The 24,958-nt window shown below is 71.3% G+C and carries 18 protein-coding genes; 15 read left to right on the top strand and 3 right to left on the bottom strand.

Annotated elements, in window-relative coordinates:
• The first annotated feature begins 24 nt into the window (after window positions 1-24).
• The gene (locus ACZ5VD_RS25865; RefSeq protein WP_468683473.1) at window positions 25-4,002 is read left to right on the top strand and encodes an AAA family ATPase; all 3,978 of its coding nucleotides are present in this window, start codon (window positions 25-27) and stop codon (window positions 4,000-4,002) included.
• Between the two features lie 237 nt (window positions 4,003-4,239).
• Window positions 4,240-5,658 carry a sugar porter family MFS transporter gene (locus tag ACZ5VD_RS25860; protein WP_468683471.1) on the top strand — a complete coding sequence of 473 codons (1,419 nt, stop codon included), beginning with the start codon at window positions 4,240-4,242 and terminating at the stop codon, window positions 5,656-5,658.
• Between the two features lie 96 nt (window positions 5,659-5,754).
• On the opposite strand, the gene ACZ5VD_RS25855 is transcribed toward ACZ5VD_RS25860, so the two are convergent.
• Window positions 5,755-6,726, bottom strand: a complete 972-nt coding sequence (locus ACZ5VD_RS25855; protein WP_468548609.1) for an LLM class flavin-dependent oxidoreductase — start codon at window positions 6,724-6,726, stop codon at window positions 5,755-5,757.
• A gap of 179 nt (window positions 6,727-6,905) precedes the next feature.
• On the opposite strand from ACZ5VD_RS25855, the gene ftsY reads away from it, so the two are divergent.
• Window positions 6,906-8,108 (top strand): signal recognition particle-docking protein FtsY, encoded by a 1,203-nt coding sequence (gene ftsY, locus ACZ5VD_RS25850; RefSeq protein WP_468683470.1) that lies wholly within the window; start codon window positions 6,906-6,908, stop codon window positions 8,106-8,108.
• Between the two features lie 111 nt (window positions 8,109-8,219).
• Here the strand turns inward: ftsY and ACZ5VD_RS25845 are convergent, their stop codons facing one another.
• Complete coding sequence (locus tag ACZ5VD_RS25845) at window positions 8,220-8,876, bottom strand: bifunctional DNA primase/polymerase (protein ID WP_468683468.1); 657 nt, start codon at window positions 8,874-8,876, stop codon at window positions 8,220-8,222.
• 446 nt (window positions 8,877-9,322) lie between these two features.
• Here ACZ5VD_RS25845 and nsdA point away from each other — a divergent pair, with 446 nt between their 5' ends.
• From nsdA to ftsH, 6 genes are all read left to right on the top strand, one after another.
• A complete protein-coding gene (gene nsdA / locus ACZ5VD_RS25840; RefSeq protein WP_468683467.1) occupies window positions 9,323-10,819 on the top strand; it encodes a transcriptional repressor NsdA in 1,497 nt (498 codons plus the stop codon).
• Between the two features lie 324 nt (window positions 10,820-11,143).
• The gene (locus ACZ5VD_RS25835; protein ID WP_468548605.1) at window positions 11,144-12,472 is read left to right on the top strand and encodes an ammonium transporter; all 1,329 of its coding nucleotides are present in this window, start codon (window positions 11,144-11,146) and stop codon (window positions 12,470-12,472) included.
• A complete protein-coding gene (locus tag ACZ5VD_RS25830) occupies window positions 12,469-12,807 on the top strand; it encodes a P-II family nitrogen regulator (protein ID WP_006379495.1) in 339 nt (112 codons plus the stop codon). The genes ACZ5VD_RS25835 and ACZ5VD_RS25830 overlap by 4 nt, the downstream gene beginning before the upstream one ends.
• Before the next feature lie 26 nt (window positions 12,808-12,833).
• Entirely contained in the window at window positions 12,834-15,284 is a 2,451-nt protein-coding gene (locus ACZ5VD_RS25825; protein WP_468548604.1) for a [protein-PII] uridylyltransferase, read from the top strand.
• 158 nt (window positions 15,285-15,442) lie between these two features.
• Window positions 15,443-16,996 carry a signal recognition particle protein gene (gene ffh, locus ACZ5VD_RS25820; protein ID WP_468548603.1) on the top strand — a complete coding sequence of 518 codons (1,554 nt, stop codon included), beginning with the start codon at window positions 15,443-15,445 and terminating at the stop codon, window positions 16,994-16,996.
• 112 nt (window positions 16,997-17,108) lie between these two features.
• Window positions 17,109-19,049, top strand: a complete 1,941-nt coding sequence (gene ftsH, locus ACZ5VD_RS25815) for an ATP-dependent zinc metalloprotease FtsH (RefSeq protein ID WP_468683466.1) — start codon at window positions 17,109-17,111, stop codon at window positions 19,047-19,049.
• A 21-nt stretch (window positions 19,050-19,070) separates the two neighbouring features.
• On the opposite strand, the gene ACZ5VD_RS25810 is transcribed toward ftsH, so the two are convergent.
• On the bottom strand, window positions 19,071-19,928 hold the full coding sequence (locus ACZ5VD_RS25810) for a class I SAM-dependent methyltransferase (RefSeq protein ID WP_468683465.1): 858 nt from the start codon (window positions 19,926-19,928) through the stop codon (window positions 19,071-19,073).
• Window positions 19,929-20,126: 198 nt separating this feature from the next.
• Between ACZ5VD_RS25810 and proS the strand changes: the two genes are divergently transcribed.
• The 6 genes from proS (at window position 20,127) to trmD (ending at window position 24,877) form a co-directional block, all read left to right on the top strand.
• On the top strand, window positions 20,127-21,542 hold the full coding sequence (gene proS / locus ACZ5VD_RS25805) for a proline--tRNA ligase (RefSeq protein ID WP_468548600.1): 1,416 nt from the start codon (window positions 20,127-20,129) through the stop codon (window positions 21,540-21,542).
• A 260-nt stretch (window positions 21,543-21,802) separates the two neighbouring features.
• Entirely contained in the window at window positions 21,803-22,405 is a 603-nt protein-coding gene (locus tag ACZ5VD_RS25800) for a hypothetical protein (protein ID WP_468548599.1), read from the top strand.
• 292 nt (window positions 22,406-22,697) lie between these two features.
• Window positions 22,698-23,117 carry a 30S ribosomal protein S16 gene (gene rpsP, locus ACZ5VD_RS25795; RefSeq protein ID WP_468555219.1) on the top strand — a complete coding sequence of 140 codons (420 nt, stop codon included), beginning with the start codon at window positions 22,698-22,700 and terminating at the stop codon, window positions 23,115-23,117.
• Window positions 23,118-23,119: 2 nt separating this feature from the next.
• Window positions 23,120-23,359, top strand: coding sequence for an RNA-binding protein (locus ACZ5VD_RS25790; protein ID WP_005479813.1), 240 nt, complete (start codon window positions 23,120-23,122; stop codon window positions 23,357-23,359).
• A 133-nt stretch (window positions 23,360-23,492) separates the two neighbouring features.
• Entirely contained in the window at window positions 23,493-24,044 is a 552-nt protein-coding gene (gene rimM, locus ACZ5VD_RS25785) for a ribosome maturation factor RimM (RefSeq protein WP_468555220.1), read from the top strand.
• Window positions 24,044-24,877, top strand: coding sequence for a tRNA (guanosine(37)-N1)-methyltransferase TrmD (trmD, locus tag ACZ5VD_RS25780; protein WP_468555221.1), 834 nt, complete (start codon window positions 24,044-24,046; stop codon window positions 24,875-24,877). The genes rimM and trmD overlap by 1 nt, the downstream gene beginning before the upstream one ends.
• The last annotated feature ends 81 nt before the right edge of the window (window positions 24,878-24,958 follow it).

Below are 24,958 nucleotides of genomic sequence, written 5' to 3'. Positions count from 1 at the left end.
CCCCGGGAGGTAGAGTCCGGCGGCGTGCACCTCAAGGCCCTGACCCTCCGCGGGTTCAAGTCGTTCGCTTCCGCGACCACGCTCAGGTTCGAGCCGGGGATCACGTGTGTCGTCGGGCCCAACGGCTCGGGCAAGTCCAATGTGGTGGACGCGCTCAGCTGGGTCATGGGCGAGCAGGGCGCCAAGTCACTGCGCGGCGGCAAGATGGAGGACGTCATCTTCGCCGGCACCACCGGCCGCCCCCCGCTGGGCCGCGCCGAGGTGTCCCTCACCATCGACAACTCCGACGGCGCGCTGCCCATCGAGTACGCCGAGGTCACCATCACGCGGATCATGTTCCGCAACGGCGGCAGCGAGTACCAGATCAACGGCGACACCTGCCGCCTCCTCGACATCCAGGAACTCCTGTCCGACTCCGGCATCGGCCGCGAGATGCACGTCATCGTCGGCCAGGGCCAGCTCGACTCCGTGCTGCACGCCGACCCCATGGGCCGCCGCGCCTTCATCGAGGAAGCCGCCGGCGTCCTCAAGCACCGCAAGCGCAAGGAGAAGGCGCTGCGGAAGCTGGACGCGATGAAGGCCAACCTCGCGCGCGTGCAGGACCTGACCGACGAACTGCGCCGACAGCTCAAGCCCCTCGGCCGACAGGCCGCGGTCGCGAGAAGGGCCGCCGTGATCCAGGCGGATCTGCGCGACGCCCGGCTCCGGCTCCTCGCCGACGATCTCGTACGACTGCGGGGGGCGCTGCAGGCCGAGGTGGCCGACGAGGCCGCCCTCAAGGAACGCAAGGAAGCCGCCGAGCTGGAGCTGCGGAAGGCCCTCCAGCGGGAGGCGCTCCTGGAGGACGAGGTCCGCCGGCTCGCCCCGCGCCTCCAGCGGGCGCAGCAGAGCTGGTACGAACTCTCCCAGCTGGCCGAACGGGTGCGCGGCACGATCTCGTTGGCCGACGCGCGGGTGACGAGCGCGACCTCCGCACCCCCCGAGGAGCGGCGCGGCCGCGACCCCGAGGACATGGAACGCGAAGCGGCCCGGATCCGTGAACAGGAGGCCGAACTCGAAGCGGCCCTGGAGGCGGCCGAGCGCGCTCTGGAGGACACGGTCGCGCACCGCGCCGATCTGGAACGCGAGCTGGCGCACGAGGAACGACGGCTGAAGGACGTGGCCCGTGCCATCGCCGACCGTCGCGAGGGCCTGGCCCGGCTGAACGGCCAGGCGAACGCGGCCCGCTCGCGTGCCGCCTCCGCCCAGGCGGAGATCGACCGGCTGGCCGCCGCGCGGGACGAGGCCCAGGAGCGGGCCTTCCGGGCGCAGGAGGAGTACGAGACCCTCCAGGCCGAGGTCGACGGCCTGGACGCCGGCGACGCGGAACTCGCCGAGCGGCACGACACGGCCAAGGAGCGGCTCGCCGAGGCGGAGACCGACCTCACCGCGGCCCGCGAGGCGGTCACCGCCGCCGAACGCCGACGGGCCGCGACGCAGGCCCGCCACGAAGCACTGGCCCTCGGGCTGCGCCGCAAGGACGGCACCGGCGCCCTGCTCGGCGCGCAGGACCGCCTCACCGGGCTCCTCGGTCCGGCCGCCGAACTCCTCACCGTCACGCCGGGCCACGAGGTCGCGCTCGCCGCCGCCTTCGGCGCCGCCGCGGACGCCATCGCGGTCACCACCCCGGCCTCGGCCGCCGACGCGATCCGCCTGCTGCGCAAGCAGGACGCGGGCCGGGCGGCCCTGTTGCTGGCCGGAGCACCGGAGGACACGGACGCGCCTGCCGAGCGGACCGGACGCGGCGCACGGGCGGGTTCCCCTATGGGCTCCGGCCGCGCACCGGAGGACACGGGCGTGGTCGCGGCGGGAGCCGGGGGTGGCGTGCGGGAGCGTGCGGCGGCGGACACCGCAACCGGCGTCGACTCCGGGACAGGTCCGGAGGACACCGGCGGGGACGCCGACGCCCGGGCCGGAAACGGCGCGCAGCCGCGCTCGGCGACGGAGCCCACCTACGCCGACTCCACGCACGCCCACTCCACGCGCACCGACGCCGGGCCCGCCGACTCCACGCACGCCGGGTCCGGCGACGGCGAGGCCCCGCCCGTCGCGCCCGTCGCCGACGACATCACCTCCCTCAAGGGCACGCGCCCGGATGACGTGGCCCACTCCGGAGGTGGCCGGTACCCGGGTGCCGGTTCCGAGAGGTCGCGTCCCGAGGGTGTTCCCCTCGCCGCCGACCTCGTCCGCGGCCCTTCCGATCTCATGCCCGCCGTACGCCGGCTGCTGCGTGGGATCGTCGTCGTCGGCACGCTCGAAGACGCCGAGGACCTTGTCTACGCGCGGCCCGACCTGACCGCCGTCACCGCGGAGGGCGACCTGCTCGGCGCGCACTTCGCGCAGGGCGGGTCCGCCGGGGCGCCGAGTCTGCTCGAAGTGCAGGCGTCCGTGGACGAGGCCGCCGGGGAACTCGAAGAGCTGGCCGTGCGGTGCGAGGAGCTGACCGAGGCGCAGCGCGGGGCGGGGGAGCGGCGAAAGGAGTGTGCCGCGCGGGTCGAGGAGCTGGGGGAGCGGCGCCGGGCCGCCGACCGGGAGAAGTCGGCCGTCGCGCAGCAGCTGGGGCGGTTGTCCGGGCAGGCGCGCGGGGCCGCGGGCGAGGCGGAGCGGTCCGTCGCCGCCGCCGCGCGGGCGCAGGAGGCCCTCGACAAGGCCCTCCAGGATGCCGAGGAACTCGCCGAACGGCTGGCCGTCGCCGAGGAGATGCCGGTCGAGGAGGAGCCCGACACCTCCGTACGGGACCGGCTCGCCGCCGACGGGGCCAACGCCCGGCAGACCGAGATGGAGGCCCGCCTCCAGGTCCGTACGCACGAGGAAAGAGTCAAGGGTCTGTCCGGACGGGCCGAGTCGCTCGACCGGGCCGCCCGCGCGGAACGCGAGGCACGCGCGCGTGCCCAGCAGCGGCTGGCCCGCCTCCGGCACGAGGCGGCCGTCGCGGAAGCCGTCGCCTCCGGTGCCCGCCAGCTGCTCGCGCACGTCGAGGTCTCCCTCGCCCGCGCCGACGCGGAACGCACCGCCGCCGAGGCCGCCAAGGCCCGCCGCGAGCAGGAGCTGACCGCCGCCCGGAACGCGGGGCGCGACCTCAAGGCGGAACTCGACAAGTTGACGGATTCAGTTCACCGGGGCGAGGTACTCGGCGCCGAGAAACGGCTGCGGATCGAGCAGTTGGAGACCAAGGCGCTGGAGGAGCTCGGTGTGGAACCGGCGGGGCTCGTGGCCGAGTACGGCCCGCAGCAGTTGGTGCCGCCCTCGCCCGCCGCCGAGGGCGAGGAGCTGCCGGAGGACCCGGAGCATCCGCGCAACCAGCCCAGGACGTTCCACCGGGCGGAGCAGGAGAAGCGGCTCAGGGCGGCCGAACGGGCGTACCAGCAGCTCGGGAAGGTGAACCCGCTGGCCCTGGAGGAGTTCGCGGCGCTGGAGGAGCGCCACAAGTTCCTCAGCGAGCAGCTCGAAGACCTGAAGAAGACCCGGGCCGACCTGCTCCAGGTCATCAAGGAGGTCGACGAGCGCGTCGAGCAGGTGTTCACCGAGGCCTACCGGGACACGGCACTCCAGTTCGAGGGCGTGTTCAGCAGGCTGTTCCCGGGTGGTGAGGGGCGGCTGATCCTGACCGACCCCGACAACATGCTCACCACGGGTGTGGACGTCGAGGCCCGGCCGCCGGGCAAGAAGGTCAAGCGGCTGTCCCTGCTGTCGGGCGGCGAGCGCTCGCTGACCGCCGTGGCGCTGCTCGTGTCGATCTTCAAGGCGCGGCCCAGCCCCTTCTACGTCATGGACGAGGTCGAGGCGGCGCTCGACGACACCAACCTCCAGCGGCTGATCCGGATCATGCAGGAGTTGCAGGAGGCCTCCCAGCTGATCGTGATCACGCACCAGAAGCGCACGATGGAGGTCGCCGACGCGCTGTACGGCGTCTCCATGCAGGGCGACGGTGTGTCGAAGGTCATCTCGCAGCGCCTGCGCTAGACCCGTGCGGTCTACACCTATCGCTACCTGCGTATTCTCAATCTCTTCAATTCTTGAACACAAGTGTGGGTGGATTCGTCTCCGATCTCACACCGAACTCGCTGTTGACTTCGAAACTTGAAGGCATAGTCTCTGCAACGTTGTTTTCACCTTCAGGTGGTGGGCAGTGCCGAGCTGTGCGCCACTGGAAGGGTCGCCCCCACGCCGGCAGCGTTGCCGGTGGCCCGAGGAGTACACGTGACCAGCACTGAGCAGGCACCCCAGTCAGGAGCCTCACCGGCTCACCCCGATCATCTCGGGCATGTCATCTTCATCGCGGCCGCCGCCGCGATGGGCGGTTTCCTCTTCGGCTACGACAGCTCCGTCATCAACGGCGCGGTCGAGGCCATCCGGGACCGCTACGACATCGGTTCGGCGGCCCTGGCCCAGGTCATCGCCATCGCCCTGATCGGCTGTGCCATCGGCGCCGCGACCGCGGGCCGCATCGCCGACCGCATCGGCCGTATCCGCTGCATGCAGATCTCGGCGGTCCTGTTCACCGTCAGCGCGGTCGGCTCGGCGCTCCCCTTCTCGCTCTACGACCTCGCCTTCTGGCGGGTCATCGGCGGCTTCGCCATCGGCATGGCCTCGGTCATCGGCCCCGCCTACATCGCGGAGGTCGCCCCTCCGGCCTACCGCGGTCGCCTCGGCTCCTTCCAGCAGGCCGCGATCGTCATCGGCATCGCCATCTCCCAGCTGGTCAACTGGGGTCTGCTGAACGCCGCCGGCGGCGACCAGCGCGGCAAGCTGATGGGCATCGAGGCCTGGCAGGTCATGCTCGGCGTCATGGTGATCCCGGCCGTCCTCTACGGCCTGCTCTCCTTCGCCATCCCCGAGTCCCCCCGCTTCCTGATCTCCGTCGGCAGGCACGAGCGGGCCCGCGAGATCCTCGAAGAGGTCGAGGGCGACAAGATCGACCTGGACGCGCGTGTCACCGAGATCGAGCACGCGATGAAGAGCGAGCACAAGTCCACCTTCAAGGACCTGCTCGGCGGTTCCTTCTTCTTCAAGCCGATCGTCTGGGTCGGTATCGGCCTGTCGGTCTTCCAGCAGTTCGTCGGCATCAACGTCGCGTTCTACTACTCCTCGACGCTGTGGCAGTCCGTCGGCGTCGACCCGACCGAGTCGTTCTTCTACTCCTTCACGACGTCGATCATCAACATCGTCGGCACCGTGATCGCGATGATCTTCGTGGACCGGATCGGCCGCAGGCCGCTGGCCCTCATCGGTTCCGTCGGCATGGTGATCGGCCTCGGCCTGGAGGCGTGGGCGTTCTCCTTCGACCTGGTCGACGGCAAGCTGCCGGCCACCCAGGGCTGGGTCGCCCTGATCGCCGCCCACGTGTTCGTCCTCTTCTTCGCCCTGTCCTGGGGTGTCGTCGTCTGGGTCTTCCTCGGCGAGATGTTCCCGAACCGGATCCGCGCCGCCGCCCTGGGCGTCGCCGCCTCCGCGCAGTGGATCGCCAACTGGGCGATCACCGCGAGCTTCCCGTCGCTGGCCGACTGGAACCTCTCCGTGACCTACGTGATCTACACGGTCTTCGCCGCGCTCTCCATCCCGTTCGTCCTCAAGTACGTCAAGGAGACGAAGGGCAAGACCCTGGAGGAGATGGGCTGAGCCTCGCAGCGAGGCCCCCGGGTTCGAGGAGCCGGGCCACGTCCCCGCCGCCCGCTCCCCGACACCCGTAGGACGTACCGCCCCGGCCCGCGCGCCTCACGCGCCGAGCCGGGGCAGTACGTTCTCGCAGAACAGATGCAGGCTGCGCCACCCCTCGTCCACCGGCATCCCGCCCGCCAGCGGATGCAGCACGAGGTTGTCCAGACCCTGCGCCACGCACTCGTCGGGCGTGAGGACCCGGTACACGCCCTCGGCCCGCAGCTCGTCCACCGTGGTGGCCGCCGACCGCACCGCCGAGCGGATGTCGCCGGACTGCCAGGAGGCGTACGTCCGGGCCTCGTGCAGGAAGTGCTCGCCGTGGGCGGCCCACACCTCGTCGGGGTCCTCGGCGAGATGCAGCAGCGGCGTCTCGGCGGCGGGCATCATGGTCCAGCCCTCGGTGCCGTACTCGACCAGCCGCTCCTTGTAGTAGGCCTCCAGCTCCGGCAGATGCGCGCTGGGGAAGAAGGGCAGGCCCAGCCGGGCGGCCCGGCGGGCGGCGGCCCGCGAGGACCCGCCGACCAGGAGGAGCGGGTGCGGGTCGGAGTACGGGCGCGGGGTGACCCGTACGGTACGGCCCCGGTAGGTGAAGGGCTCGCCCGTCCAGGCCTTCAGCAGCGTCTCCAGCACCTCGTCCTGGATCCGGCCGCGCCGCTTCCACTCCACGTCGAACTGCGCGTACTCCTCGGGCCGGTACCCGATCCCGGCGACCGTCACCAGCCGCCCGCCGCTCAGCAGATCCAGTACGGCGACGTCCTCGGCCAGCCGGAGCGGGTCGTGCAGCGGGCCGATGATCGCGGAGACCGTGACCGCGATCCGGCGAGTGGCCCCGAACACCGCGCCCGCGAAGGCGAACGGCGAGGGCAGCCAGTTGTTGGCGACACCGTGGTGCTCCTCGGTCTGCACGGTGGTGATCCCGCGGTCGTCGGCGTACGCGGCCATCTCCAGGGCGGCCCGGTAGCGGGCGCTGAGCGAGGCGGGGGTGGCGCCGGGCTCGACCAGGTTGAAACGTACGACCGTGACGGGCATGGGAACGTCCCCCTTCACACGTGGGTGAACGGTGGCTGGGAAGGCGGACGGTAGCTGACGGTGCGTCAGACGGCCAGAGGCGCGAACGGGCGCGGATGCCCTCTTTGGAGGAAGCTCCGAAGACTCCCTCGCCGGCAGAAGGTTGCCTCCTGGGTGAGGGAGGGATACTGGGACGCGTTATGGAAACCGTCATCCTTGCTGTAGTCATCGCCGTGGTCGTGCTCGGCGCGCTCGGCGGGCTCGTCGTCGGCAGCCGGCGCAAGAAGTCGCTGCCTCCGCCGCCGCCCTCCACGCCCGACATCTCCGCCCCTCCGGCCGAGCCGCACGTCGGCGACGAAGCCGAGACGCCGCGCGACGAACCGCGCCGGACGATAGAGGAGGTGGACCTCCCGGACGGCTCGGCTCCCGTCGTGGTGGAGGAGCCCCCCTCTCTCGAAGCCCCCGACATCGAGATCCCCGAGCCGACCGAGGGCCGCCTGGTCCGCCTGCGCTCCCGGCTCTCCCGTTCGCAGAACGCCCTCGGCAAGGGGCTGCTCGCGCTGCTCTCCCGCGAGCACCTCGACGAGGACACCTGGGAGGAGATCGAGGAGATCCTCATCACCGCCGACGTCGGCGTCGCACCGACCCAGGAGCTGGTCGACGCCCTGCGCGAGCGGGTGAAGATCCTCGGCACCCGCACCCCCGAGGAGCTGCGCGGCCTGCTGCGCGAGGAGCTGCTCAAGCTGGTCGGCACCGACTTCGACCGCACGGTGAAGACCGAGCCCGAGAACAGCAAGCCCGGCATCGTGATGGTCGTCGGCGTCAACGGCACCGGCAAGACCACCACCACCGGCAAGCTCGCCCGCGTCCTGGTGGCCGACGGCCGTACCGTCGTCCTCGGCGCCGCCGACACCTTCCGTGCCGCCGCCGCCGACCAGCTGCAGACCTGGGGCGACCGGGTCGGCGCCCACACCGTGCGCGGCCCCGAGGCCGGCGACCCGGCCTCCGTCGCCTTCGACGCGGTCAAGGAGGGCAAGGAGATGGGCGCGGACGTCGTGCTCATCGACACCGCCGGGCGGCTGCACACCAAGACCGGCCTCATGGACGAGCTCGGCAAGGTCAAGCGGGTCGTCGAGAAGCACGCGCCGCTCGACGAGGTGCTCCTCGTCCTCGACGCCACGACGGGACAGAACGGTCTGACGCAGGCCCGCGTCTTCGCCGAGGTCGTCGCCATCACCGGGATCGTCCTCACCAAGCTGGACGGCACCGCCAAGGGCGGCATCGTGGTCGCGGTCCAGCGCGAACTGGGGGTGCCGGTCAAGCTGGTGGGCCTCGGCGAGGGTGCCGACGATCTGGCGCCGTTCGAACCGGAGGCGTTCGTGGATGCCCTTATCGGGGAGTGACCTCCGGAAATCCGTAGGTGGTCGAAGAAGCGCCCGCCCCCGAGCTGTCGTCGGGGACGGGCGCTTCGTTGTGTACGACCGGTCGCGCGTGCGGCGCGTCCGGCTGTCCGGTCAGGCCCGCGACCGGTGCGCCACGTAGGCCAGCGTCCCCAGCAGCAGCCTCGCCGCCGGTGGCTTCGTCGCCGTGTCCAGGGACGGGGGGCGCAGCCAGCGCACCGGGCCGAGGCCGGCCCGGTCGGAGGGCGGGGCCGTGATGTGGGTGCCGGGTCCCAGGCCGTGCAGGTCGAGGGAGGTCGGGTCGTCCCAGCCCATGCGGTAGAGCAGCTCGGGGAGGTCGGCGGCGCCGCCGGGGGCGACGAAGAAGTGGGCGCGACCCTCGGGAGTGGCGGCCACCGGGCCGAGGGGGAGACCCATGCGCTCCAGGCGGACCAGGGCCCGGCGCCCGGCGGGCTCCGCCACCTCGATCACGTCGAAGGCCCGGCCGACCAGCAGCATCACCGAGGCGCCGGGGAACTCTGCCCAGGTCCTGGTGGCCGCGTCCAGAGTCGCCCCGGCCGGCAGCGGTGGCGCGAAGTCGAGTGGATGGGCGCCCGGCGCCGCGCAGTCGGCTCGCCCGCACGAGCAGACGCCCGCCGCGGCACGCGCCCCCGGGGCGACGTCCCAGTCCCAGAGTCCGGTGTACTCGGCGACGGTCGTGCACTCCGACAAACGCCCGCGCCGACGCGAGCCGGAGCGGATCTCCCGGATACCGCCGATCGTGAAGCCCATGCCCCCTCCAACGTGTCCGGCCTGCCGGTGGTTACGTGACGAACGCGAACTGTGACTCTCCGTCGCCATTCCCGCCGACACGTCCGGGTGATGGCGGCGCCTGGAGGCGCCCGGGGGAGTGTGCTCCGCCTCGCGCGCCCCTGAGTGCACCGCTCTGCCCACCCCCGGTCGTCCTCTGTCAAGTGAATCCTGTGGAGGCGGCCGGGAGTTCATTCGAAGGGGTGGCGAATGGTGGCGTTTCCGGGATCGCCATGGCTGGACGCGTGATCGTAGGATTACTTTGAGTGCACGAGTCCTGGGGGCACATGCACTCATGGGTATGCCGGAGGCAACTCGGGTTCCCGTTCGAAGGATGACAACCACCGTACGGGCGGCCGTATTTACCGGCATTCTGATAAGGCTTGGCGCACGCGGTGACAAGTGGTCTCAGGGATGGGGGCGTTCCAGTGAGCGGCAACGGCGGTAGCGGGACGAGCGCGGCACACGCAACGAACGCTGACAAGCGCCCCAACGAGCTGCTCACCTCCTGGTTCGTGCGCAGCGGGTGGTCCAAGGGCGAGCTCGCCCGGCAGGTCAACCGCAGGGCCCGGCAGTTGGGCGCCAGTCACATCTCGACCGACACCTCGCGGGTGCGCCGTTGGCTGGACGGCGAGAATCCCCGTGAGCCGATTCCCCGGATCCTGTCCGAGCTGTTCTCCGAGCGGTTCGGCTGTGTCGTCTCCGTCGAGGACCTCGGCCTGCGCGCCGCCCGCCAGTCGCCGTCCGCGACCGGCGTCGACCTGCCCTGGACGGGCCCGCAGACGGTGGCCCTGCTCAGCGAGTTCTCGCGCAGCGACCTGATGCTGGCGCGGCGCGGCTTCCTCGGAACCTCGCTGGCCCTGTCCGCGGGCCCGTCCCTCATCGAGCCCATGCAGCGCTGGCTGGTCCCCGGGCCCTCCGCCACGCGCCACGAACCCGAGCCCGCGACGTCGCTCGCGGCCCGCCGTGGCCGCCTCTCCAGGCCCGAGCTGGACCTCCTGGAGTCGACGACCGAGATGTTCCGCCAGTGGGACGCCCAGTGCGGCGGCGGTCTGCGCCGCAAGGCGGTCGTCGGCCAGCTGCACGAGGTGACCGACCTCCTCCAGGAACCGCAGCCGGAGGCCACCAATCGGAGGCTGTTCAAGGTCGCCGCCGAACTCGCCGAACTGGCCGGCTGGATGTCGTACGACGTGGGGCTGCAGCCCACCGCGCAGAAGTACTTCGTCCTCGCCCTGCACGCGGCCAAGGAGGCGGGGGACAAACCGCTCGGCTCGTACGTGCTGTCCAGCATGAGCCGTCAGATGATCCACCTCGGCCGGCCCGAGGACGCACTGGAACTGATCCACCTCGCGCAGTACGGAAGCCGGGACTGCGCGAGCCCGCGCACCCAGTCCATGCTGTATGCGATGGAGGCCCGCGCCTACGCCAACATGGGCCAGCCCGGCAAGTGCAAGAGGGCGGTCCGGATGGCCGAGGACACCTTCGCCGACGCCGCCGACTGGGACGAGCCGGACCCCGACTGGATCCGCTTCTTCTCCGAGGCCGAGCTGTACGGCGAGAACTCCCACTCCTACCGCGACCTCGCCTACGTCGCCGGCCGCAGCCCCGCCTACGCCTCCCTGGCCGAGCCCCTGATGCGGCGGGCCGTCGAGCTCTTCGCCGACGACGGCGAGCACCAGCGGTCGTACGCACTGAACCTGATCGGCACGGCCACCGTGCACCTGCTGCAGCGCGAGCCCGAACAGAGCATCGTTCCGGCCGTGCGGGCCATGCAGATCGCCAAGAAGGTGCGCTCCGAGCGCGTCAACACTCGTATTCGAAAAACGGTCGACACGGCCGTACGCGATTTCGGTGATCTCGCCGTGGTCGTGGACCTCACCGAGCAGCTCGCCATCGAGTTGCCCGAGACCGCCGAGGCGGTCTGACACCGCGGGGAATCCCCTGAACTCCGGCCGCGGCCGGCCCTCCCGAACTGCCCGACTCGGCTCCCCCATGCCAGGTCATCGGAAGGCCGGCCGCGGCCGGTTCGCGTCCTCCCCCGAAGGTTGCGCCACGATAACGATCGTCGCGACCCATATCTGCCAGTTCATCGACGTGTAACACACAAGGCGCCTTCGTCACGGCGGCGAAACAACGAGGGGCTTCGACCGAAACCGCGCTGCGCCAATCTCATGGCGCATAACCGGCCCACCCCTCAATCCGCTCAGGCTTCGCCCGCACGGGGCCGTACCAACGACGAGGAGACGCCGATGGCACCAGCCATCACGCTGGCGGCAGATGAGCTGTCGTCCGCCAACACAGGCTTCATGCTTATCTGTTCCGCCCTGGTGCTGATCATGACGCCGGGTCTTGCCTTCTTCTACGGAGGCATGGTCCGCGTCAAGAGCACGCTGAACATGCTCATGATGAGCTTCATCAGCATAGGGATCGTCACCATCCTGTGGGTGCTGTACGGCTTCTCCATGGCCTTCGGTACGGACTCCGGCAGCCTCATCGGCTGGAACTCCGACTGGGTCGGCCTCAGCAACATCGGCCTCACCCAGCTGTGGGACGGCTACACCATCCCGATCTTCGTCTTCCTGGTCTTCCAGATGATGTTCGCCATCATCACGCCCGCCCTGATCAGCGGCGCCCTGGCCGACCGCGTGAAGTTCACCGCCTGGGCGCTGTTCGTCGCCCTGTGGGCCACGGTCGTCTACTTCCCGGTCGCACACTGGGTCTGGGGCACCGGCGGCTGGGCCTTCGAGCTGGGCGTCATCGACTTCGCCGGTGGTACGGCGGTGCACATCAACGCGGGTGCCGCGGCGCTCGGCGTGATCCTCGTCATCGGCAAGCGGGTCGGCTTCAAGAAGGACCCGATGCGCCCGCACAGCCTCCCGCTGGTCATGCTCGGCGCCGGTCTGCTGTGGTTCGGCTGGTTCGGCTTCAACGCCGGCTCGTGGCTCGGCAACGACGACGGCGTCGGCGCGCTGATGTTCGTCAACACGCAGGTCGCCACCGCCGCCGCCATGCTCGCCTGGCTCGTCTACGAGAAGATCCGCCACGGCGCGTTCACCACGCTGGGCGCCGCCTCCGGCGCGGTCGCCGGTCTGGTCGCCATCACCCCGTCCGGCGGTGCGGTCTCCCCGCTCGGCGCCATCGCGGTCGGCGCCATCGCCGGTGTCCTGTGCGCCATGGCCGTCGGCCTGAAGTACAGGTTCGGCTACGACGACTCGCTCGACGTCGTCGGTGTCCACCTGGTCGGCGGTGTCGTCGGCTCCCTGCTGATCGGCTTCTTCGCCAGCGGCCACGGCCAGTCCGAGGTCCAGGGCCTCTTCTACGGCGGCGGCCTGGCCCAGTTCTGGAAGCAGTGCGCCGGCGTCTTCGCGGTCCTCGCGTACTCGCTGATCGCCTCCGCGATCCTCGCCTTCCTCATCGACAAGACCATCGGTATGCGGGTCTCCGAGGACGACGAGGTCGCCGGCATCGACCAGGTCGAGCACGCCGAGACCGCATACGACTTCAGCGGTGCCGGTGGCGGTGCCGCCCGGACCGCCGTGCCGACCGCGGCCGACACCGCCAAGAAGGTGGACGCATGAAGCTCATCACCGCAGTCGTCAAGCCGCACCGGCTCGACGAGATCAAGGAAGCCCTCCAGGCCTTCGGGGTCCACGGTCTGACGGTCACCGAGGCGAGCGGCTACGGTCGTCAGCGGGGCCACACCGAGGTCTACCGTGGCGCCGAGTACACCGTCGACCTGGTCCCCAAGATCCGCATCGAGGTGCTGGCCGAGGACGACGACGCCGAGGGTCTGATCGACGTCATCGTCAAGGCGGCCCGCACCGGCAAGATCGGTGACGGCAAGGTCTGGTCCCTCCCGGTCGAGACCGCCGTACGGGTCCGCACCGGCGAGCGCGGCCCGGACGCGCTCTGACCGAAGAACAGAACAGGAGTCACTGGGTGACGAGTACGGACGTGCGCAAGGATGCAGAGGACTCGGGACCCAGCGGCTACGCGGCGGCCCGGCTGCGCCTCCTCACCGAGGGGGCGCGGTCCGGGCCGCCGCGCCGTGCCGCCCTCGCCGAACTGACCGACGACTGGCTGTCGGGCCTGTTCGACGCGGCGGGGGAGGAGCTGCGCGGGGTCTCCCTGATCGCCGTCGGCGGCTACGGCCGCGGCGAACTCTCCCCGCGCAGCGACCTGGACCTGGTCCTGCTGCACGACGGCGCCGACTCCGGCGCGGTCGCCGCCCTCGCCGACCGCCTCTGGTACCCGGTGTGGGACCTCGGTCTGGCCCTCGACCACTCGGTCCGCACCCCGGCCGAGGCCCGCAAGACGGCCGCCGAGGACCTGAAGGTGCAGCTGGGCCTGCTGGACGCCCGCCACCTCGCCGGCGACCTGGGCCTGACCGCCGGGCTGCGCACGACCGTCCTCGCCGACTGGCGCAACCAGGCGCCGAAACGTCTCCCCGAGCTGCAGGAGCTGTGCGCCGAGCGCGCCGAGCGGCAGGGCGAGCTGCAGTACCTCTTGGAGCCCGATCTCAAGGAGGCCCGCGGTGGTCTGCGCGACGCCACCGCGCTGCGTGCCGTGGCCGCCTCCTGGCTGGCCGACGCCCCGCGCGAGGGCCTCGACGACGCCCGACGACGGCTCCTCGACGTCCGTGACGCCCTGCACCTGACCACCGGGCGGGCCACCGACCGGCTGGCCCTCCAGGAACAGGACCAGGTCGCGGCCGAACTCGGCCTGCTCGACGCCGACACCCTGCTGCGGCAGGTGTACGAGGCGGCGCGGGTCATCGCGTACGCCAGCGATGTCACCTGGCGTGAGGTCGGGCGCGTGCTCAGGTCGCGTGCCGTACGGCCGCGGCTGCGCGCCATGCTGGGCGGTGGCAAGCCCGTCACCGAGCGGTCCCCGCTGGCCGAGGGTGTGGTGGAGCAGGACGGCGAGGTGGTGCTCGCCCGCGCCGCGCGTCCCGAACGCGACCCCGTGCTCCCGCTGCGGGCCGCGGCCGCCGCCGCGCAGGCCGGTCTGCCGCTCTCACTGCACGCCGTACGGCGTATGGCGGCCACCGCACGCCCCCTGCCCACGCCCTGGCCCGCCGAGGCGCGCGAACAGCTCGTGACCCTGCTCGGCTCCGGCCGGCCCACCGTCGACGTGTGGGAGGCGCTGGAGGCGGAGGGTCTCATCACCCGCCTGCTGCCCGACTGGGAACGGGTGCGCTGCCGGCCGCAGCGCAACGCCGTGCACGTCTGGACCGTCGACCGGCACCTCATCGAGACCGCCGTCCGCGCCTCCGAGTTCACCCGCCGCGTCAGCCGCCCCGACCTGCTGCTGGTCGCCGCGCTGCTGCACGACATCGGCAAGGGCTGGCCCGGCGACCACTCGGTGGCCGGCGAGATCATCGCCAAGGACGTGGCCGCCCGGATCGGCTTCGACCGCGCCGACGTGACGGTCCTCTCCACCCTGGTCCGCCATCACCTGCTGCTCATCGACACCGCCACCCGGCGCGACCTGGAGGACCCGGCCACCGTGCGCGCGGTCGCCGACGCGGTCGGCTCGCAGAGCACGCTGGAGCTGCTGCACGCGCTGACCGAGGCGGACGCACTGGCCACCGGCCCCGCCGCCTGGTCGTCCTGGCGGGGCTCGCTCGTCGCCGACCTGGTCAAGCGGGTCCACGCGGTGCTCTCCGGCGACCTGGCGGACGACCCCGAGTCCGCCGCGCCCACCGCCGAGCAGGAGCGGCTCGCCATCGAGTGCGCCGCCACCGGTGGCCCCGTCCTGGCGCTGCGCGCGCAGACCGAACCGCCGGCGACCGAGGAGGCGCCGACCGGCGACCCCGAGCCGCTCGGCGTGGAACTGCTCATCGCCGTACCGGACCAGTCGGGCGTGCTGCCCGCGGTGGCCGGTGTCCTCGCCATGCACCGCCTCACGGTCCGCACGGCGGAGCTGCGCGCCCTGGACCTGCCGGACGGCGTCGAGGGCTCCGTCCTGCTGTTGAACTGGCGGGTCGCCGCCGAGTACGGCTCGCTGCCCCAGGCCGCCCGGCTGCGCGCCGACCTCGTCCGCGCCCTCGACGGCTCCCTGGACATCGCGGGCCGGCTCGCCGAGCGCGACGCCGCCTATCCGCGCCGCCGGGGCGTCGTGGCGCCGCCGCCGCGGGTCACCGTCCATCCGGCCGCGTCCCGGCTGGCCACGGTCATCGAGGTCCGCGCCCAGGACGTCCCCGGCCTGCTGCACCGCATCGGGCACGCGCTGGAGGAGGCCGGGGTGCGGATGCGGAGCGCGCATGTGAGCACGCTGGGCGCCAACGCGGTGGACGCCTTCTACGTGACCGGCCCGGAGGGGACGCCGCTGCCGAACGAGGAGGCGGCGAGCGTGGCGCGGAAGCTGGAGGAGACGTTGCGGGGGTGACGCGCGGGCGCGTTCCGCGTCGGCGGTGCGTGCTCCCCGATTCCGCGGGTTTTCCGTCCCCGTCCGCTGAACACAGCGGGCGGGGACGATTTGCTTGCGGGGCCGGATACCCTGGAGGGCAGCCCAAATTGTCGCCGACCCCAAGGACCGACGCCGCCGTGTTCGATACCCTTTCCGACCGCCTGCAAGCGACTTTCAAGACCCTCAGGGGCAAAGGTCGGCTCAGCGAAGCGGACATCGACGCCACGGCACGCGAGATCCGCATCGCGCTCCTTGAGGCGGACGTGGCCCTGCCCGTCGTGCGGACCTTCATCAAGAACGTGAAGGAGAGGGCCCTCGGGAGCGAGGTCTCCAAGGCCCTCAACCCCGGCCAGCAGGTCCTCAAGATCGTCAACGACGAGCTGGTCCGGATTCTCGGCGGTGAGACCCGCCGCCTCCGCTTCGCCAAGAACCCGCCGACCGTGATCATGCTGGCGGGTCTGCAGGGTGCCGGTAAGACCACCCTGGCGGGCAAGCTCGGCCGCTGGCTGAAGGAGCAGGGCCACTCGCCGCTCCTGGTCGCCGCCGACCTCCAGCGCCCGAACGCCGTGAACCAGGTCAGCGTCGTCGCCGAGCGCGCGGGCGTGGCCGTCTACGCGCCGGAGCCGGGCAACGGCGTGGGCGACCCGGTCAAGGTCGCCAAGGACTCCATCGAGTACGCGAAGGCCAAGGTCCACGACATCGTGATCGTGGACACCGCCGGCCGCCTGGGCATCGACCAGGAGCTGATGCGGCAGGCCGCGGACATCAGGGACGCGACCCGGCCCGACGAGATCCTCTTCGTCGTCGACGCGATGGTCGGCCAGGACGCGGTCAACACCGCCGAGGCGTTCCGTGACGGCGTCGGCTTCGACGGTGTGGTGCTCTCCAAGCTCGACGGTGACGCCCGCGGTGGCGCCGCCCTGTCGATCGCCTCGGTCACCGGCAAGCCGATCATGTTCGCCTCGAACGGCGAGAAGCTCGAGGACTTCGACGCGTTCCACCCCGACCGGATGGCCTCCCGCATCCTCGACATGGGTGACCTGCTCACCCTGATCGAGCAGGCGGAGAAGACGTTCAGTCAGGAAGAGGCCCAGCAGATGGCCTCCAAGCTGGCGTCCAAGAAGGGCCAGGACTTCACCCTGGACGACTTCCTGGCCCAGATGGAGCAGGTCAGGAAGATGGGCAGCATCAGCAAGCTGCTCGGCATGCTTCCCGGCATGGGCCAGATCAAGGACCAGATCAGCAACCTGGACGAGCGGGACGTCGACCGCACGGCCGCCATCATCAAGTCGATGACCCCGGCCGAGCGCCAGGACGCGACGATCATCAACGGCTCGCGCCGCGCCCGTATCGCCAAGGGTTCCGGCGTCGACGTCAGCGCGGTCAAGGGCCTGGTCGAGCGGTTCTTCGAGGCCCGCAAGATGATGTCCCGGATGGCCCAGGGCGGCGGCATGCCGGGGATGCCCGGGATGCCGGGCATGGGTGGTGGCCCCGGCCGCACCAAGAAGCAGCCGAAGCAGGCCAAGGGCAAGCAGCGCTCCGGCAACCCGATGAAGCGCAAGCAGCAGGAGCAGGAGGAGGCCGCGCGCCGTGCCGCCGCGGCCGAGGGCGGCGGCGCGTTCGGTGTGCCGGGCCAGCAGGCCCCTCAGGACTTCGAGCTGCCGGACGAGTTCAAGAAGTTCATGGGCTGAGAGCCCGTGGGCCGACGGCCCTTCGTACGGCCCTGAGGGCGCTCCTCTTCGGAGGGGCGCCCTCAGCCGTTCTGCGGGTGCCGGGGCCCGGACCGTGTCGTAACGTCCCGGTATGACCAACCCCGTTCCGCCGCGCAAGGCGCCCGACCAGCCCTGGCGTACCGAGGGCACCCCGGAGGAGCCGCCGAAGCCGGCGGCGGGTGGGCGGAGGCAGCGGGGCGGCTGGTGGAGCCTGGTCTTCGCGGCGCTGGTCGTCTATCTGATCGCCAACCTCGTGCTGTCGTTCTTCAACGACGGCGACGAGCCGACGATCTCGTACACGGAGTTCAGCAAGCAGGTCGACGACGGCAACGTCACCAAGATCTACGCCAAGGGCGACGCGATCCAGGGCCAGCTCAAGAAGAAGCGGGACAACCCCGAGGGCGACGGCACCTACACCAAGTTCAGGACCGAGCGGCCGACCTTCGCGGACGACCAGCTCTGGGAGGACCTGACCAGGCACGGGGTCACCGTCACCGCGGAGCCCGTCGTCCAGCAGCGCAGCTTTCTCGCCAACCTGCTGATCTCGCTGGCCCCGATGCTGCTCCTCGTCGTCCTGTGGATCTTCATCGCGCGCCGGATGAGCGCCGGCCTGGGCGGCGCGGGCGGCATGCTCGGCCGAAAGACACCGCCCAAGCCGGTGGAGCTGGAGTCGGGCAGCAAGCGCACCACGTTCGAGGACGTGGCGGGCATCGACGAGGTCGAGGGCGAACTCAACGACGTCGTCGACTTCCTCAAGAACCCGGACGCCTACCGGAAGATGGGCGCCAAGATGCCGCGGGGCGTCCTGCTGGCCGGCCCGCCCGGCACCGGAAAGACCCTCCTCGCGCGCGCGGTGGCCGGCGAGGCGGGCGTGCCCTTCTTCTCCGCGTCCGCCTCCGGGTTCATCGAGATGATCGTGGGTGTGGGCGCCTCACGGGTGCGCGAACTCTTCGCCGAGGCCCGCAAGGTGGCGCCGTCGATCATCTTCATCGACGAGATCGACACCATCGGCCGGGCCCGCGGCGGCGGCTCCGGCATGGGCGGCCACGACGAGCGCGAACAGACCCTGAACCAGATCCTGACCGAGATGGACGGCTTCTCCGGCTCGGAGGGCGTCATCGTCATCGCCGCCACCAACCGGGCCGACGTCCTCGACCCGGCCCTCACCCGCCCCGGCCGCTTCGACCGGGTCGTCATGGTCTCGCCCCCGGACCGGGGCGGCCGTGCGGCCATCCTGGACATCCACACCCGGGAGATCCCGCTCGCCGAGGACGTCGACCTGGCCCAGGTGGCCCGTACGACCCCGGGCATGACCGGCGCGGAACTGGCCAACCTGGCCAACGAGGCAGCCCTGCTGGCGGTCAAGCGAGGGCAGGACCGGGTGACGCAGGCCAACCTCTCGGAAGCCCTGGAGAAGGTCCAGCTGGGCGCCGAACGGCCCCTGGTGATGCCGGAGGAGGAGCGCCGCAGGACGGCGTACCACGAGAGCGGACACGCCCTGCTCGGCATGTTGCAGCCGGGCGCCGACCCGGTCCGCAAGATCACCATCGTGCCCCGCGGCCGGGCCCTCGGCGTGACGCTCTCGACGCCGGACGCCGACAGGTACGCGTACACCGAGGAGTACCTGCGGGGCCGCATCATCGGCGCGCTCGGCGGTATGGCCGCCGAGCACGTCGTCTACGGCGTCGTCACCACCGGTGCGGAGAACGACCTCGAACAGGTCACCACCATCGCCCGCGGCATGGTCGCCCGCTGGGGCATGAGCGAACGCGTCGGCCGCCTGTCCGCGCTCCCCGGCGACGTCCAGCAGGCCTACGGTCTCGCCGCCGCCCCGGGGACCCTCGACACGATCGAGCACGAGATGCGACGGATCGTCGACGAGTGCTACGAGGAGGCGTGCCGCAAACTCCGCGACCACCGCGACCAGTTGGACGCGCTGGCCACGGCGCTGCTGGCGAACGAGACGCTGGAGGAGACGGCGGCGTACCGGATCGCCGGTGTCACCCGGCTGCGCAAGGACACCGAGGCGTAGAGGGCCCGGGGCCCAGTGACCTCAGGGGGTGCGCGCGATCAGGTACCGGAACACGTTCGGCATCCACACGGTGCCGTCCCGGCGCTGATGCGGATGCAGTGCCTCCGTCAGCTCCTTGTCGACCTGCGCCCGGTCCGTCGCCAGCGCCGCCGCGTCGAAGAGCCCCGTCGACCACAGCCCCCGTACGGCGCTGTGCACGTCGGCGTACCCGAACGGGCAGGCCACCCTGCCGGAGCCGTCCGGCCTCAGCCCCGCCCGCTGGGCGACCTCCTCCAGGTCGTCCCGCCGGGCCGGACGCCAACTCCCGGCACTGCGCAGCGGATCCGCGAGCTTGGCGGCCACCCGCAGCACGGACGAGGTGGCGCAGCGCTCGGGCGGACCCCAGGCGACCAGTACCACCGGGGAGCCCCGCTCCACGAGCGGCACCGCCGCGGCGAGCGGTTCCCCGAGCCCCTCCGAGTCGCCCGCGAGGCACCCGATCGGCTCGAAGGAGGTCACCAGGGTGTACGCCGTTTCCCGCACGTCGGCCGCGCCCTCGGGCGGGCCCGCGACCAGCCGGATGCCGGCCCGCGCGCGCGGGCTCCAGGTCTGCGGCAGCAGCCGCTCCCGGGCGAGGTCCAGCCGTTCCGGGAAGATCGCCTCGACACCGGTCACCGCGGCCCCTCTGGAGGCGGCCATCAGCAGGGCCAGCCCGGAGCCGCAGCCGAGGCCCAGCACCCGCGAGGCGGGGCCCACGTCCAGTCGCTCGTAGACGGCCTCGTAGAGCGGCACCAGCATCCGCTCCTGGATCTCGGACCAGTCACGCGCGCGTGCACCGAGGTCCGCACGGGGCGCGTGTCCCCTGGGAGACCGGTGCTGCCGCACGAGCGTAGGTGTCATAGATAAGCGCCCCATTCCGCCGAGAGTTGCCGTTGTGCCGATTCCGTAGCCCCCGTGACGTGCGCTCGCACTTCCCCCGTATGCCAGGAAACTGCGCACTCGACCGCGCGTCCAGGGGTTGTCGGGCCCGGCTTGTGGGTTGGCTGTGCGAGTGGCGAGAATTCACATTCCGGCAATCTGGGCCCGTACCATCGCGCCATGGCAAAGGCACCCGTTCTCACGCCCCGCGCGGACGACTTCCCACGCTGGTACCAGGATCTGATCAACAAGGCCGAGCTGGCCGACAACGGTCCGGTGCGCGGCACCATGGTGATCCGACCGTACGGGTACGGGCTGTGGGAGCGGATGCAGGCCGAGATGGACGCCCGCATCAAGGAGACGGGCACCCAGAACGCGTACTTCCCGCTGCTGATCCCGCAGTCGTACCTGACCCGCGAGGCGGACCACGTCGAGGGATTCGCGCCGGAGTTGGCCGTGGTGACGCACGGCGGCGGCAAGGAGCTGGAGGAGCCGGCGGTCGTCCGCCCCACCTCCGAGATGATCATCAACGACTACTTCTCGAAGTGGGTGCAGAGCTACCGCGACCTGCCCCTGCTGATCAACCAGTGGGCCAACGTGGTCCGTTGGGAGCTCAGGCCCCGCCTGTTCCTGCGCACCACCGAGTTCCTGTGGCAGGAGGGGCACACCGCGCACGCCACGTTCGAGGACGCGCGCGCCTTCGCCTCCCACATCCACCGGCAGGTCTACGAGGACTTCATGGCGAACGTCCTCGCGATGGACGTCGTCCCCGGCCGCAAGACCGCCAGGGAGCGGTTCGCCGGCGCCATCAACACCCTCACCCTCGAAGGCATGATGGGCGACGGCAAGGCCCTCCAGATGGCCACCAGCCACGAGTTGGGCCAGAACTTCGCCAAGGCCTTCAACACCTCGTACCTCTCGAAGGAGGGCACCCAGGAACTGGTCTGGCAGACCTCCTGGGGCTCGACCACGCGCATGATCGGCGCCCTGGTGATGATGCACGGCGACGACAACGGCCTCCGGGTCCCGCCGCGCCTGGCCCAGATCCAGGCCGTCGTCCTCGCCATCAAGGGCGACGAGGCGGTTCTGGCCAAGGTCCGCGAGGTCGGCGATCGGCTGAAGGCGGCGGGCGTACGCGTCCAGGTCGACGACCGGGTGGACACCCCCTTCGGCCGCCGCGCCGTCGACTGGGAGCTGAAGGGCGTACCCGTACGGATCGAGATCGGTCCCCGTGACCTGGAGAACGGCACCGCGATGCTGGCCCGCCGCATCCCGGGAGGCAAGGAACCGGTGGCCCTGGACTCCCTGGTGGGCCTCCTCCCCGCGATCCTGGAGGAGGACCAGGCGCTGCTCCTGAAGCAGTCCCGCGAACGCCGCGTGTCCCGGACGTCGGAGGTGTCGACCATCGACGAGGCCGTCGAGGCCGCCGTCGCCGGCGGCTGGGCGCGCATCCCGTGGGCGACCCTCGGCGAGGAGGGCGAGGCCAAACTGGCCGACCACGCGGTGACCGTACGGTGTCTGGTCGCCGAGGACGGGTCGGTGCCCGAGGACGAGGACGCACCCGGTAACGTCGCGATCGTCGCGCGCGCCTACTAGGCGGGGCCCTTCCGGCGCGAGAGCGACCGAAACGCCCCTTGCGCAGTCGCGGATCCCACGTACCCCGGCGCGCGGACATCGTCTACGCGCCGGGGCGTACGTCAGACTACGCACCGGCTTGATACGAGCTGCGAGGCTTCTCCGCAGATCAGCGCACCCGCCCTCGTCCGGACGCATCAGCGGCAACTGACGGGTACGTGCAAATTATTTGGGATGCCCCGGAATCGGAACACAGCGGCACTCTGGCTCGTTGTCATTACGTGAGCACGACACAGACACCACCTGTTCTCGCCGCAGAGCTGGCAGAGGCGTGGGCCGACATTCAGCGGTACCACTCCGAACTGCCCGATCTTGCCGCGCCAGAGTCCCTGATCGGGGAGTCGTCGTCCGCGTGCGGTCACGAGCTCTCCTTCGAGCGACTGCTTCACGAGGCAGTCCATGGCATCGCCGCCGCACGCGGCATCCGCGACACGTCCCGTGCCGGCCGCTACCACAACCGCAGATTCCTCGCGATCGCCGAGGAGCTGGGCCTGGACCACCCCGAGGAGCCGCACCCGAGCAGCGGCTTCTCCCTGGTCACGCTCACCCCCGAGGCGAAGCGCCGCTACCGCCCGACCATCGAGCGCCTCCAGCGCGCCCTGAAGGCCCACTCGGTGGCGACCGCCGCCGACACGTCCAGCACCTTCCGCGGCCCGGCCGCCCGGCACGGCTCCTCGGGCGGCGGCGTCCGCGTCAAGGCGGTCTGCGACTGCGGCCGCAACGTCCGGGTCGTCCCGTCGGTCCTGGCCCAGGCGCCGATCGTCTGCGGGGGCTGCGGGAAGCCCTTCCGGATCCCGGAGGTCGTGGGCGCGGCGGCGAGCTGACCGCCTCACCGGCACCTCGTGGGTGCCGACGAGCGGGCAACTCGGCGTGCGGGGCGCCGCTGCTGTCGTACGCAGCGGCGCCCCGCGCCGCCGGATGTCACTCAGGCATGCCCGGGCGCACCCGCGGTCGATCGCGGCCCGCGGGGTGTGGCAGAATGGACAGCTGTACTCGACAGCCGCATAGGAACCCTCTCGCCTCCGGCTGACGCGTCCATCGGGCACTCGGGTACCGCAACCCCACGCGGCAATCTCGCCGTGCCCAACCACGTCAATTCCAGGAGAACCCACTCCCGTGGCAGTCAAGATCAAGCTGAAGCGTCTGGGCAAGATCCGTTCGCCTCACTACCGCATCGTCGTCGCCGACTCCCGCACCCGCCGTGACGGCCGTGCGATCGAGGAGATCGGCCTGTACCACCCGGTGCAGAACCCCTCGCGCATCGAGGTCGACTCGGAGCGCGCGCAGTACTGGCTGGGTGTCGGCGCGCAGCCGACCGAGCCCGTCCTCGCCATCCTGAAGCTGACCGGCGACTGGCAGAAGCACAAGGGCCTGCCCGCCCCGGCTCCGCTGCTTCAGCCGGCCCCCAAGGCCGCGCGTCCGCTGTTCGAGGCGCTGGGCGGCGACGACGAGGGCAAGGGTGAGGCCATCACCCAGAAGAAGAAGGCTGAGAAGAAGGACGAGGCTCCGGCCGAGTCCGCGTCCACCGAGGCCTGAGCATGCTCGAGGAGGCTCTCGAGCACCTCGTGAAGGGCATCGTCGACAACCCTGACGATGTGCAGGTCGCCTCGCGCGACCTGCGCCGCGGGCGCGTGCTGGAGGTCCGGGTCCACCCCGACGACCTCGGCAAGGTGATCGGCCGCAACGGCCGTACCGCCCGTGCCCTGCGCACCGTCGTAGGCGCCATCGGCGGCCGTGGTGTCCGCGTCGACCTCGTCGACGTCGACCACGTCCGCTGACGCCAAACGCAGCACCGGCTCGGGCCGGGGAGGGCCACTGGGCCGTCCCCGGCCCGATGTCGTATGCCGAGCCGTATGACCCGGTGTCGTCCGAGTCGTCCGATCCGAGTCGTCTGACAGGAGAGCAAGCACAGTGCAGCTGGTAGTCGCACGGATCGGCCGCGCCCACGGCATCAAGGGCGAGGTCACCGTCGAGGTACGCACCGACGAGCCGGAGCTCAGGCTCGCCCCCGGCGCCGTCCTGGCCACCGACCCGGCCTCGACCGGTCCGCTGACCATCGAGACGGGCCACGTCCACAGCGGACGCCTCCTGCTGCGCTTCGAGGGCGTGCGCGACCGCACCGCCGCCGAGGCGCTGCGCAACACCCTCCTGATCGCCGAGATCGACCCCGAGGAACTGCCGGAGGAGGAGGACGAGTTCTACGACCACCAGCTCATCGACCTCGACGTCGTCACCAAGGACGGCGAGGAGGTGGGCCGGATCATCGAGATCTCGCACCTGCCCTCCCAGGACCTCTTCATCGTGGAGCGCCCCGACGGGAGCGAGGTGATGATCCCCTTCGTCGAGGAGATCGTCACCGAGATCGACCTGGAGGAGCAGCGGGCGGTCATCTCCCCGCCGCCCGGCCTCATCGACGACCGGGCGGAGATCGCCTCCGCCCGCGACTCCGAGGACGCGTCCTGATGAGGCTCGACGTCGTCACGATCTTCCCCGAGTACCTGGACCCCCTGAACGTCTCCCTCGTCGGCAAGGCACGCGCGCGCGGCCGGCTGAACGTGCACGTGCACGACCTGCGGTCCTGGACGTACGACCGCCACAACACGGTCGACGACACCCCGTACGGCGGCGGCCCCGGCATGGTCATGAAGACCGACCCCTGGGGCGAGGCGCTCGACTCCGTGCTGGCCGACGGCTACGAGACCGGCTCGCACGCGCCCGCGCTGATCGTCCCCACGCCCAGCGGTCGCCCCTTCACCCAGGAACTCGCCGTCGAGCTCTCCGAGCGCCCCTGGCTGGTCTTCACCCCCGCGCGCTACGAGGGCATCGACCGCCGCGTCATCGACGAGTACGCCACCCGGATGCCGGTCTACGAGGTCTCCATCGGCGACTACGTCCTCGCCGGCGGCGAGGCGGCCGTACTCGTCGTCACGGAGGCCGTGGCGCGGCTGCTGCCCGGTGTGCTGGGCAACGCCGAGTCGCACCAGGACGACTCCTTCGCGCCCGGGGCCATGGCCAACCTCCTGGAGGGGCCCGTCTACACCAAGCCGCCCCAGTGGCGCGACCGCGGGATCCCGGACGTGCTGCTCAGCGGCCACCACGGCAGGATCGCCCGCTGGCGCCGGGACCAGGCGCTGACCCGCACGGCGGCCAACCGGCCCGACCTCATCGAGCGGTGCGACCCCAAGGCCTTCGACAAGAAGGACCGCGAGATGCTCTCCATCCTGGGCTGGGCACCCGACCCGGAGGGCGAACCGTACGGCCGATTTTGGCGCGGGCCGCACGGCGTGGAAGAATAGGCCGCTGTTGTGTGCTGTCCGGCGTGCGCCCCTGCCATGGGGGGACACGACGCCCGCCCCGACGCGCACGGCACTCATCCT

The organism is Streptomyces sp. NPDC032822, from assembly GCF_055578825.1.
Note: the sequence above shows the minus strand (reverse complement) of the source record. Positions and strands in the feature narration are given on the sequence as shown.

What these genes read in the sequence shown, in the direction of transcription:
- ACZ5VD_RS25855 (WP_468548609.1), bottom strand. Translation starts at nt 6,726, where the DNA reads ATGCCCGTCACGGTCGTACGTTTCAACCTGGTCGAGCCCGGCGCCACC.
- ftsY (WP_468683470.1), top strand. Translation starts at nt 6,906, where the DNA reads ATGGAAACCGTCATCCTTGCTGTAGTCATCGCCGTGGTCGTGCTCGGC.
- ACZ5VD_RS25845 (WP_468683468.1), bottom strand. Translation starts at nt 8,876, where the DNA reads ATGGGCTTCACGATCGGCGGTATCCGGGAGATCCGCTCCGGCTCGCGT.
- ACZ5VD_RS25835 (WP_468548605.1), top strand. Translation starts at nt 11,144, where the DNA reads ATGGCACCAGCCATCACGCTGGCGGCAGATGAGCTGTCGTCCGCCAAC.
- ACZ5VD_RS25830 (WP_006379495.1), top strand. Translation starts at nt 12,469, where the DNA reads ATGAAGCTCATCACCGCAGTCGTCAAGCCGCACCGGCTCGACGAGATC.
- ftsH (WP_468683466.1), top strand. Translation starts at nt 17,109, where the DNA reads ATGACCAACCCCGTTCCGCCGCGCAAGGCGCCCGACCAGCCCTGGCGT.
- ACZ5VD_RS25810 (WP_468683465.1), bottom strand. Translation starts at nt 19,928, where the DNA reads ATGACACCTACGCTCGTGCGGCAGCACCGGTCTCCCAGGGGACACGCG.
- proS (WP_468548600.1), top strand. Translation starts at nt 20,127, where the DNA reads ATGGCAAAGGCACCCGTTCTCACGCCCCGCGCGGACGACTTCCCACGC.
- ACZ5VD_RS25790 (WP_005479813.1), top strand. Translation starts at nt 23,120, where the DNA reads ATGCTCGAGGAGGCTCTCGAGCACCTCGTGAAGGGCATCGTCGACAAC.
- trmD (WP_468555221.1), top strand. Translation starts at nt 24,044, where the DNA reads ATGAGGCTCGACGTCGTCACGATCTTCCCCGAGTACCTGGACCCCCTG.